At 62.4% G+C, this 9,890-nt stretch carries 22 protein-coding genes; all 22 read right to left on the minus strand.

Annotated elements, in window-relative coordinates; genetic code table 11:
- Positions 1-72, minus strand: a 72-nt coding sequence (gene rpmJ / locus Q0J74_RS08485; RefSeq protein ID WP_297213350.1) for a 50S ribosomal protein L36, incomplete at its 3' end; no start/stop codon positions are given.
- An 89-nt stretch (positions 73-161) separates the two neighbouring features.
- Entirely contained in the window at positions 162-380 is a 219-nt protein-coding gene (infA, locus tag Q0J74_RS08490; RefSeq protein WP_087343141.1) for a translation initiation factor IF-1, read from the minus strand.
- Between the two features lie 4 nt (positions 381-384).
- Entirely contained in the window at positions 385-663 is a 279-nt protein-coding gene (locus tag Q0J74_RS08495) for a KOW domain-containing RNA-binding protein (protein ID WP_297213300.1), read from the minus strand.
- A gap of 2 nt (positions 664-665) precedes the next feature.
- Positions 666-1,418, minus strand: coding sequence for a type I methionyl aminopeptidase (gene map / locus Q0J74_RS08500; protein ID WP_297213353.1), 753 nt, complete (start codon positions 1,416-1,418; stop codon positions 666-668).
- Positions 1,419-1,430: 12 nt separating this feature from the next.
- The gene (locus Q0J74_RS08505; protein ID WP_297213302.1) at positions 1,431-2,063 is read right to left on the minus strand and encodes an adenylate kinase; all 633 of its coding nucleotides are present in this window, start codon (positions 2,061-2,063) and stop codon (positions 1,431-1,433) included.
- A gap of 15 nt (positions 2,064-2,078) precedes the next feature.
- Positions 2,079-3,410, minus strand: coding sequence for a preprotein translocase subunit SecY (gene secY, locus Q0J74_RS08510; RefSeq protein WP_297213306.1), 1,332 nt, complete (start codon positions 3,408-3,410; stop codon positions 2,079-2,081).
- The gene (gene rplO / locus Q0J74_RS08515) at positions 3,411-3,851 is read right to left on the minus strand and encodes a 50S ribosomal protein L15 (protein WP_297213309.1); all 441 of its coding nucleotides are present in this window, start codon (positions 3,849-3,851) and stop codon (positions 3,411-3,413) included.
- A 13-nt stretch (positions 3,852-3,864) separates the two neighbouring features.
- Positions 3,865-4,047: a 50S ribosomal protein L30 gene (gene rpmD / locus Q0J74_RS08520; RefSeq protein ID WP_087335586.1), complete on the minus strand. Its 183-nt coding sequence runs from the start codon at positions 4,045-4,047 to the stop codon at positions 3,865-3,867.
- Between the two features lie 14 nt (positions 4,048-4,061).
- Complete coding sequence (rpsE, locus tag Q0J74_RS08525) at positions 4,062-4,562, minus strand: 30S ribosomal protein S5 (RefSeq protein WP_087343126.1); 501 nt, start codon at positions 4,560-4,562, stop codon at positions 4,062-4,064.
- A gap of 18 nt (positions 4,563-4,580) precedes the next feature.
- Positions 4,581-4,940 carry a 50S ribosomal protein L18 gene (rplR, locus tag Q0J74_RS08530; RefSeq protein ID WP_087240987.1) on the minus strand — a complete coding sequence of 120 codons (360 nt, stop codon included), beginning with the start codon at positions 4,938-4,940 and terminating at the stop codon, positions 4,581-4,583.
- A gap of 14 nt (positions 4,941-4,954) precedes the next feature.
- Positions 4,955-5,503 carry a 50S ribosomal protein L6 gene (rplF, locus tag Q0J74_RS08535; RefSeq protein ID WP_297213314.1) on the minus strand — a complete coding sequence of 183 codons (549 nt, stop codon included), beginning with the start codon at positions 5,501-5,503 and terminating at the stop codon, positions 4,955-4,957.
- Positions 5,504-5,519: 16 nt separating this feature from the next.
- On the minus strand, positions 5,520-5,918 hold the full coding sequence (gene rpsH, locus Q0J74_RS08540; protein WP_130869684.1) for a 30S ribosomal protein S8: 399 nt from the start codon (positions 5,916-5,918) through the stop codon (positions 5,520-5,522).
- 136 nt (positions 5,919-6,054) lie between these two features.
- On the minus strand, positions 6,055-6,240 hold the full coding sequence (locus Q0J74_RS08545; RefSeq protein WP_006573415.1) for a type Z 30S ribosomal protein S14: 186 nt from the start codon (positions 6,238-6,240) through the stop codon (positions 6,055-6,057).
- Positions 6,241-6,254: 14 nt separating this feature from the next.
- A complete protein-coding gene (gene rplE, locus Q0J74_RS08550; RefSeq protein WP_297213321.1) occupies positions 6,255-6,809 on the minus strand; it encodes a 50S ribosomal protein L5 in 555 nt (184 codons plus the stop codon).
- Between the two features lie 20 nt (positions 6,810-6,829).
- Positions 6,830-7,147, minus strand: a complete 318-nt coding sequence (rplX, locus tag Q0J74_RS08555; RefSeq protein WP_297213324.1) for a 50S ribosomal protein L24 — start codon at positions 7,145-7,147, stop codon at positions 6,830-6,832.
- Between the two features lie 16 nt (positions 7,148-7,163).
- On the minus strand, positions 7,164-7,532 hold the full coding sequence (gene rplN, locus Q0J74_RS08560) for a 50S ribosomal protein L14 (RefSeq protein ID WP_297213327.1): 369 nt from the start codon (positions 7,530-7,532) through the stop codon (positions 7,164-7,166).
- A 12-nt stretch (positions 7,533-7,544) separates the two neighbouring features.
- Entirely contained in the window at positions 7,545-7,805 is a 261-nt protein-coding gene (gene rpsQ, locus Q0J74_RS08565; RefSeq protein WP_297213330.1) for a 30S ribosomal protein S17, read from the minus strand.
- Positions 7,806-7,822: 17 nt separating this feature from the next.
- Positions 7,823-8,026: a 50S ribosomal protein L29 gene (gene rpmC / locus Q0J74_RS08570; protein WP_130869688.1), complete on the minus strand. Its 204-nt coding sequence runs from the start codon at positions 8,024-8,026 to the stop codon at positions 7,823-7,825.
- Positions 8,023-8,457, minus strand: coding sequence for a 50S ribosomal protein L16 (gene rplP, locus Q0J74_RS08575; protein WP_297213337.1), 435 nt, complete (start codon positions 8,455-8,457; stop codon positions 8,023-8,025). Before rplP ends, rpmC begins: the two co-directional genes overlap by 4 nt.
- The gene (rpsC, locus tag Q0J74_RS08580; protein ID WP_297213341.1) at positions 8,457-9,329 is read right to left on the minus strand and encodes a 30S ribosomal protein S3; all 873 of its coding nucleotides are present in this window, start codon (positions 9,327-9,329) and stop codon (positions 8,457-8,459) included. Before rpsC ends, rplP begins: the two co-directional genes overlap by 1 nt.
- 15 nt (positions 9,330-9,344) lie before the next feature.
- Positions 9,345-9,677 (minus strand): 50S ribosomal protein L22, encoded by a 333-nt coding sequence (gene rplV, locus Q0J74_RS08585; RefSeq protein WP_297213344.1) that lies wholly within the window; start codon positions 9,675-9,677, stop codon positions 9,345-9,347.
- Between the two features lie 15 nt (positions 9,678-9,692).
- A partial coding sequence (rpsS, locus tag Q0J74_RS08590; RefSeq protein ID WP_297213347.1) for a 30S ribosomal protein S19 occupies positions 9,693-9,890 on the minus strand: 198 nt, incomplete at its 5' end.

Raw genomic sequence — 9,890 nt, forward strand, 5'->3', positions numbered from 1 at the left:
CATGACCTTGCCCTTGCGCTTGATGATCTTGCACTTCTCGCACATGGGCTTCACGGACGGTCTAACTTTCATGTCATTAACCTCCTGTTGAGCCTGATGGCCCCGGCGCGGCGGAGGCAAGGCCCCGCTGTCCCGCGCCGGTCATTGATAGGGTCGGCGGATTACTTGCTTCTCCAGGTAATCCGACCTCTGGTTACATCGTAGGGGGACATCTGAACCGTCACCTTGTCTCCAGGCAGGATCCGGATGAAATTCATCCGCAGCTTGCCGGAGATGTGCGCCAGAATAATATGGCCGTTTCCGATGTCCACTTTGAAAGTGGTGTTGGGAAGGGACTCGGTCACGACGCCCTCCACTTCGATCATATCGTCCTTTGCCAAAGCGTCATACCCTCCTTGATTCCTCAGCTCGGAAAGCGGCCAGCGCCCTCCGTACCTGGCGGTTGGTGGGAAGTTTTCCCGCCCAAAGCTCCTCCAGCACGGGATGCTGAAAGGCCCCGGCGTCTGCCGTGTGGACGGCTTTCTTCCGCTTGGGCGCCTCCACCCTCCGCCGCTTGCCGTCGCACAGCAGCAGATAGGGTCCGTCTGCGCCCAGCACACAGAACAACCCGCCCCTGTCGTGTCCCGCCAGGGAGCGAACGATTCCGGGATGCTCCAGCTCCATCCTTATTCCTCCGCCACGGTGAGCACTTCCGGCTCCCCGTCGGTGATGAGAATGGTGTTTTCATAGTGGGCGGTGAGGCTGCCGTCGGCGGAAATCGTGGTCCAGCCGTCCTTCAATACCTTCACCCGCCAGTCGCCGGCGCACACCATGGGCTCCACCGCGATGGTCATGCCCGGCTGGAGCCGGGCGCCGTGGCCGGCAGGCCCATAGTTGGGGACCTCCGGCGGCTCGTGGAGCTTGGCGCCCACGCCATGCCCCACAAAGTCCCGTACCACGGAGAAGCCGTTGCCCTCCACATACTGCTGGACCGCGTGGGAGATGTCGTAGACCCGCTTGCCCGGCCTGGCATGGGCAATGCCCTTCCAGAAGCTCTCCTCGGTAACCCGGATCAGGCGCATGGCCTCCTCGCTCACTTCCCCACAGGGAAAGGTGGCGGCACAGTCGCCGTGAAAGCCGTCCAGAAACGCGCCCACGTCGATGCTGACGATGTCGCCCTCTTTCAGCTTCCGGGGACCGGGAATCCCGTGGATCACCTGCTCGTTGATGGAGATGCAGGCAGAGCCGCTGAACCCGCCGTACCCCAGAAAGGAGGGTTTGGCGCCGTGGCTTTCTATAAACTTGCGCACTGCGGCGTCAATCTCGTGGGTGGTGACGCCCGGCCGCACCAGGGAGCCGGCCAATGCCCGGGCCTGGGCGGTAAGCCGCCCGGCCCGGCGCATACAGTCGATCTCCCGCGGGGACTTGAGTGAGATCATGTCCATCTCAGGTCACTTCCCCAAGAGTTCCATAATCTTGTTGTTGGTCTCCTCAATGCCGCCCATGTCGGGAACCACCGTCAGCACCCCCAGGGTCTGATAGAAGCCCTTCAACGGTTCGGTCTCACTGTGGTAGACCTCCAGCCGGTGCTTCACCGTCTCCGGCTGGTCATCCTTCCGCTGCTCCAGCGGGCCGCCGCACTTGTCGCAGATCCCCTCCTGCTTGGGGGGGGCTGCCTTGATGTGATAGGTGGCACCGCAGCTGTGGCAGGTCCGGCGCCCGGTCATCCGCTCTTCAATGACGCTGTCGGCAATCTCCAGGGAGAGCACCGCGTCGAAGTGGATGCCGTGGGCCTCCAGCGCCTCCGCCTGGGCAATGGTACGGGGTACCCCGTCCAGGATAAAGCCGCCTGCACAGTCGCTCTGGGCCAGCCGCTCCCCGATGATGCCGATAATGACCTCGTCGGGTACCAGCTTGCCCGCGTCCATATAGCTCTTTGCCTTCAGGCCGGTGGGAGTTCCCTCCTTCACGGCCGCGCGCAGAATGTTGCCGGTAGAGATGGTGGGAATATTCAGCTTGGCGCTGAGAATCTCCGCCTGAGTCCCTTTCCCGGCGCCCGGGGCGCCTAACAGGATGATTTTCATGATAAAGTCCCCTTCTTACTCCAGGAAGCCCTTGTAATGCCGCATGAGCATCTGGGCCTCCAACGCCTTGGTGGTCTCCAGGGCCACGCCCACCACAATGATGATGGAGGTGCCGCCGATGGCCAGGTTGCTCTGGCCGATGACCGCGCCGGTGATGATGGGCGCGATGGCGATGATGGCCAGATACAGGGCGCCGAACATGGTGATCTTACCCAGCACCTTGTGGATGAAGTCGGCGGTGGGCTTGCCGGGACGGAAGCCGGGAATGAAGCCGCCGTTCTTCTTCAGGTTGTTGGCCACCTCCACCGGGTTGAACTGCATGGTGGAGTAGAAGTAGCTGAAGCCCACGATAAGCAGGAAATAAACCACGATATACACCACGCTGGTGGTGTCAAACACGGTGAGGAAGGTACCCCAGGCGCCCTCGCTCTCGCTGCTCTTGCCGAAGAACATGCCGATGGTGGCGGGCAGAGAGGCAATGGCCTGGGCGAAGATGATGGGCATCACGCCGCTCATGTTCACCTTCAGGGGGATGTGGCTGGACTGACCGCCGTACATCTTCCGGCCCACCACCCGCTTGGCGTACTGCACCGGGATGCGCCGCTCGGAGTTCTGGATGAACACGATGAGCACCACGATGGCCAGCATGCCGATGACGATGAGGATGGCGCCCCACCAGGGGAGATTGAACACGCCCTCACCGGTGACGCCCTCCAGATTGTGCCGGATGCCCTGATACATGGTGTACACCATGGAGGGGACCCGGGACAGAATGCCGGCGAACAGGATGATGGAGATACCGTTGCCGATGCCGAACTCGGTGATCTGCTCACCCAGCCACATGACAAAGGCGGAACCGGCGGTGAAGCACAGGATGATGACCACAGCCGCCCACCAGCCGGGCAGGCCGGCGGTGTCCAGCAGGATGCCGTTCTCGGTGGTGCGGATCAGGGTGTAGTAGCCGAAGCCCTGGAGCAGGGCAATGGCCACGGTGACGTAACGGGTGATGGCCGCCAGCTTCTTCCGGCCCTCCTCGCCGCCCTCCCGCTGGAGACGCTCCAGAGCGGGGATGGCCACGGTGAGCAGCTGGATGATAATGGAGCTGTTGATATACGGCTGTACGCCCAGGGCAAAGACGGCGGCCATGGAGAAGGCGGTGCCGTTCATGGTACCCAGCAGGGAGAAGATGCCCCCCATGCTGTTGAGGGTGTTGCCCAGCAGCTCACTGTCGATAAACGGCACAGGAACCACGGAGCCCAGCCGGAAAATCAGCAGAGCAAACACAGTGAAGAGAATCTTCTTGCGCAGCTCCGGGATCTTCCACGCGTTACGGATGGTTTCGATCACTTATACCACCTCGTACTTTCCGCCGGCCGCCACGATCTTCTCCTTGGCGGAGGCGGAGAAAGCGGAGGCACGGACCGTCAGCTTCTTGGTCAGGGTGCCGTTGCCCAGCACCTTGTACCCGTACTCGCACTTGGAGAGGATGCCCTTCTCCAGCAGGTCGCACACGTTGACCACGGCGCCGTCCTCGAACTTCTCCAGGGCGGACACGTTGATGGCCTCCAGGGGCTTGGCGAAGATGTTGTTGAAGCCCCGCTTGGGGATGCGGCGGGTCAGAGGCATCTGGCCGCCCTCAAAACCCACGCGGACACCGCCGCCGGAACGGGACCACTGGCCCTTCTGTCCGCGGCCGGCGGTCTTGCCGTTGCCGGAGCCGTTGCCCCGGCCCTTGCGGTACGCCTTGGGGTTGGACCCGGCGGCGGGGGAAAGATCATGCAGATTCATTTCGCGCACCTCCTTACTGTTCCTCGGTCACCTGAAGCAGATAGCCGATGTGGGCGATCTTGCCGCGGGTGGCCTCGTTGTCGGGCTGCACGGTGGTGTCGCCGATGTGGCGCAGCCCCAGAGCCTCGGCGGTGGCCTTGTGCTTAGCGATGCGGCCGTTCAGGCTCTTCACCAGCTTGATGTTCAGATTAGCCATGTTCACGGCCCTCCTTAACCTACGATCTCGTCCACGCTCTTGCCGCGGATGCGGGCAACCTCCTCGGGACCACGGAGGGACTTCAGCCCCTCGAAGGTGGCGGAGACCACGTTCTGCGGATTGTTGGAGCGCAGGCACTTGGCGCGGATGTCACGGATACCGGCGGCCTCCATGACGGCGCGGACGGGTCCGCCGGCGATGATGCCGGTACCGGGGGCGGCGGGCTTCAGCAGCACGCGGCCGGCGCCGAACTCGCCGATGACCTCATGGGGAATGGTGGTGCCGGACCGGGTGATGGTCACCAGGTTCTTCTTGGCGTCCTCAATCCCCTTGCGGATGGCCTCGGGGACCTCGGCGGCCTTACCGGTGCCGAAGCCCACCCGGCCCTTCTCGTCGCCCACCACCATCAGAGCGGCGAACTTCATCACGCGGCCGCCCTTCACGGTCTTGCTGACGCGGTTGAGGGAAACGAGCTTCTCGGTAAACTCGCTGGGTTCTCTTTCAAAACGAGCCATTTATCTTTTCCTCCTCCCTTAGAACTGCAGGCCGCCCTCACGGGCGCCCTCGGCCAGGGCCTGCACGCGGCCGTGGTACACGTAGCCGCCGCGGTCAAACACGACGGTCTCGATGCCGGCGGCCTTGGCGCGCTCGGCGACGGTCAGGCCCACCTTCTTGGCGGCCTCGCAGTCGGAGCCCTTGCCCTCAAAGCCCTTCTCCAGGGAGGAAGCAGACGCCAGCGTCTTGCCGGTCACGTCGTCGATGACCTGGGCGTAGATGTTGGTGTTGCTGCGGAACACGTTCAGGCGGGGACGCTCGGGCGTGCCGGAAATCTTGCCGCGCACTCTCTTGTGGCGCTTAAGCCGCTGAGCGTTGGTATCGGGTCTGTTGATCATTGTGGCACACCTCCTTATTTCTTCTTGACGCCGGTCTTGCCTTCCTTGCGGCGGATGACCTCGTCAGTGTATTTGATGCCCTTGCCCTTGTACGGCTCAGGCGGACGCTTCTCTCTCACTTCGGCGGCAAACTGGCCCACCTTCTGCTTGTCGGTGCCGCTGATGACGATCTTGTTGGCGCTGGGAACCTCGATGCTGATGCCCTCGATCTCCTCCATGGTGACCTGATGGGAGAAGCCCAGGTTCATCACCAGCTTGTTCCCCTCCTTGGCCACACGGTAGCCAACGCCGTTCACGTCCAGCTCCTTCTTGAAGCCGTCGGTGACGCCCACCACCATATTGTGCAGCAGGCTGCGGGTCAGGCCGTGGAGGCTGCGGTTCTCCTTCTCGTCGTTGGGACGAGTGACATGGAGCACGTCACCCTCCTGGGTGATGGTCATGGCGGGGTGCAGCTGCTGAGTCAGGGTGCCCTTGGGACCCTTCACGGTAACCAGGTTACCGGCTTCGATCTTCACGTCCACACCGGCGGGGATGGAGATCGGCATTCTTCCGATTCGAGACATTTTCTACTCTCCCTCCTTACCAGACAAACGCCAGGACCTCACCGCCGACATGCTGCGCGCGGGCAGCCTTGTCGGTCATGACGCCCTTGGACGTGGACACAATGGCGATGCCCAGGCCATGGAGGACCCGGGGCAGCTCGTCAGCACCGGCATATACACGCAGGCCGGGCTTGGAAACACGGCGCAGGCCAGTGATGATCTTCTCTTTGCCGGGGTTGTACTTCAGGGTGATGCGGATCACGCCCTGGGTGCCGTCGTCGATGAGCTGGAAGTTCTTGATATAGCCTTCATCCAGCAGAATCTGCGCGATGGACTTCTTCATGTTGGACGCGGGGACGTCCACGGTGTCATGCTTGGCGTTGTTCGCGTTGCGGATGCGGGTGAGCATATCCGCAATGGGGTCGGTGATATGCATGATGGTTACCTCCTTTTAGAATTACGGGCTGCGCCCGTATCCGCGGCAAGGTATCGCAGTTAGGCAGCTGCGACCTGTTGGCCGCCGGCGGGGTATCGTTTTTATTCCAAATTACCGGCCAAGAGGCGGGCTGGGTTTACCAGCTCGCCTTCTTGACGCCGGGAATCTGACCCTTGTAAGCCAGCTCGCGGAAGCAGATACGGCAGATGCCGTAGTCCCGCAGGTAGGCGTGGGGACGGCCGCAGATCTTGCAGCGGTTGTAGCGGCGGGTGGAGAACTTGGGCTCCGCCTGCTGCTTCAGAATCATAGACTTCTTCGCCATTTCGTTCTCCTCCTTTACCGGGCAAAGGGAGCGCCGATGAGAGTCAGCAGTTCCTTGGCCTCTTCGTCGGTCTTGGCGGTGGTGCAGATCACCACGTCCAGGCCGCGGATCTTGTCGATCTTGTCGTACTCGATCTCAGGGAAGATCAGCTGCTCCTTGATACCCAGGGCGTAGTTGCCGCGGCCATCAAAGGAGTTGCCGTTGATACCCCGGAAGTCGCGCACACGGGGCAGAGCCACGTTGAACAGCCGGTCCAGGAACTCCCACATCCGGTCGGCACGCAGGGTCACCTTGGCGCCGATGGGCATGCCCTCACGGAGCTTGAAGTTGGCCACGGACTTCTTGGCCTTGGTGATGATGGCCTTCTGGCCGGTGATCTTGGTCAGATCCCCCACCACGGCCTCCAGCACCTTGGCGTTGTCCCGGGCCTCGCCGCAGCCGCAGTTGACCACGATCTTGTCGATGCGGGGAATCTCCATGGTGGACTTGTAACCGAACTTCTGCATCAGAGCAGGAGCGACCTCGGCCTGGTACTTTGCCTTCAGGTTGGGTACTTTCTTGTCAGCCATTGTTGTTCACTCCTCCTCTCTCAAATCTCGGCGCCGCACTTCTTGCAGACGCGGACCTTCTTGCCGTCGGCCAGCAGCTTGTGGGCGGGCCGGGTGGGCTTGTTGCACTTGGGGCAGACGCGCTGCACCTTGCAGGCGTAGATGGGGGCTTCCTTCTTCAGGATACCGCCCTGCTCACCCTGCTTGCGGGGCTTCTGGTGGCGGGAGACCACGTTGACCTTCTCCACAACCACCTTGCCCTCCTTGGGCATAACCTCCAGGACCTTGCCCTGCTTGCCCTTGTCCTTGCCGGACAGGACGATAACGGTGTCGTCCTTGCGAATGCTCATCTTATTCATGTCTACTCCTACCCCCTTACAGCACTTCGGGAGCCAGAGACAGGATCTTCATATAATCCTTGTCGCGCAGCTCGCGGGCCACTGGCCCAAAGATGCGGGTACCGCGGGGATTCTTGTCGTCCTTGATAAGGACGGCGGCGTTCTCGTCAAAGCGGACGTAGCTGCCGTCGGTGCGGCGCACACCCTTGGCGGAACGGACGATGACGGCCTTGACCACTTCGCCCTTCTTCACGGTGCCGCCGGGCTGAGCCTTGCGGACGGAAGCCACCACCACGTCGCCGATGTTGGCGTACCGGCGGCTGGAGCCGCCCAGCACCCGGATGGTCTTAATCTCTTTGGCGCCGGTGTTGTCGGCCACCTTCAGATACGTTTCCTGCTGAATCATACCGACACCTCCTTACTTCGCCTTTTCGATAATTTCGACGACCCGCCACCGCTTGTCCTTGGACAGGGGCCGGGTCTCCATGACCCGCACGCGGTCGCCGACGCCGCACTCGTTCTTCTCGTCGTGCGCCTTCAGCTTATAGGTGCTCTTGACAATCTTCTTGTACAGGGGGTGGGCCACACGGTCGGCAATGGCCACCACCACGGTCTTGTCCATCTTATCGGAGACCACCAGGCCGACTCTGGTCTTGCGGGAAGAAGTTCTGTTTTCCATCTTCTTGTTCCTCCTTCTTAGCGGCCTGCGAGCTGCTGCTCACGGATGATGGTCTTCACGCGGGCGATGTCCCGCTTGACCTCGGCAATCTTCACCGGATTCTCCAGCTGATTGGTGGCGTGCTGAAGACGCAGCTGGAAGAGATCCTTCTTCAGGTCGCCCAGCTTGTTCTCCAGCTCGGCGGCGCTCATCTTGCGGATTTCAGTAGCCTTCATCTTCATTCACCACCATTCTCGGTCTCGGCGGTCTCCTTCGCCACAATCTTGCACTTCACAGGCAGCTTGTGGGAAGCGAGACGCAGGGCCTCCCGGGCGATCTCCTCGGAGACGCCGGCGATCTCAAACATCACGCGGCCGGGCTTCACCACGGCCACCCAGTACTCGGGAGAGCCCTTGCCGGAGCCCATGCGGGTCTCGGCCGGCTTCTCGGTGATGGGCTTGTCGGGGAAGATCTTGATCCACACCTTACCGCCGCGCTTGGTGTAGCGGGTCATGGCGATACGGGCGGCCTCGATCTGGTTGCTGGTGATCCAGCTGGGCTCGGTGGCCTGCAGGCCAAACTCACCGTAGGTCACGGTGTTGCCGCGCATGGCCTTGCCCTTCAGGCGGCCACGGTGGACGCGGCGGTATTTCACTCTCTTAGGCAGCAGCATTAGTTGGACCCTCCTTCCTTGGGAGCAGCAGGACGGGCGCCGCCCTGAGGCCGGTTGAAACCGCCCTGAGGACGGTTGTTGTTGTTGAAGCCGCCCTGGGGACGGCCGGCGCCGCGGTTAAAGCCGCCGCCGTTGCGGTTGAAGCCGCCCTTGCGGTCGCCGTCGCGGCGGTCGCGGCGGGGACGGTCGGAGCGCTCCTTGAAGTTCTTGGTGTCCAGAGTGCGGGGGGTGGTCCGCAGGGTCTGGGTGAGCACCTCGCCCTTGTAGATCCACACCTTCACGCCAATGCGGCCGTAGGTGGTGGCAGCCTCGGCAAAGCCGTAGTCAATGTCGGCCCGCAGGGTCTGCAGGGGGATGGTGCCGTCGTGATAGTGCTCGGTGCGGGCAATCTCGGCGCCGCCCAGGCGGCCGGAGACCTGGGTCTTGATGCCCCGGGCGCCCATCCGCATGGCACGGCCCATGGCGTTCTTCATGGCCCGGCGGAAGCCGATGCGCTTCTCCAGCTGCTGGGCGATGTTCTCGGCCACCAGCTGGGCGTCCATATCGGGGCTCTTCACCTCGACGATGTTCAGGGCCACGCTCTTGCCCAGCATCTTCTCCAGCTTCAGACGCAGGGCCTCGATGGCCTCGCCGCCCTTGCCGATGACCACGCCGGGACGGGCGCAGTGCAGGTAGATGCGCACCTTGGCGTTGTCACGCTCAATCTCGATCTTGGGGATCCCGGCGGAATACAGGGTCTTCTTCAGATACTCCCGGATCTTCTTGTCCTCCACCAGCAGGTCGCCCACCTTCTCGTTGCGGGCATACCAGCGGGAGTCCCAGTCCTTAATGACGCCCACGCGCAGGCCGTGGGGATTCACTTTCTGTCCCATATTCTTCCTCCTCCCTTAGCGCTCAGCCACGGCGATGGTGATGTGAGAAGTGCGCTTGTTGATCCGATAGGCACGGCCCTGAGCCCGGGGACGCATCCGCTTGATGATGGGGCCGGGGCAGGCAAACACCTGGGAGACATACAGCTTCTCGGGGTCCATCTGGTGGTTGTTCTCCGCGTTGGACGCGGCGCTCTTGAGGAGCTTCAGCAGCAGCTCGGAGGCGGCCTTGGGCGTCGCCATCAGGATGGCGTTGGCCTGGGCCACGCTCTTGCCGCGGATCAGGTCGCACACGACCTGGACCTTACGGGGAGAGATACGGGCATATCTCAGATGTGCTTTCGCTTCCATGTTCTCTCCTCCTCCTTACTTACCAGTCTTGCTGCCGGCGTGGCCGCGGAAGGTGCGGGTGGGGGCAAATTCGCCCAGCTTGTGGCCCACCATATCCTCGGTCACATACACAGGCACGTGCTTGCGCCCGTCGTGTACGGCAAAGGTGTGTCCGACGAAGGAGGGGAAGATGGTGGAGGCGCGGCTCCAGGTCTTCAGCACCTTCTTCTCGCC

It is taken from the genome of uncultured Flavonifractor sp., assembly GCF_944387675.1.
Taxonomy (GTDB): Bacteria; Bacillota; Clostridia; order Oscillospirales; family Oscillospiraceae; genus Flavonifractor.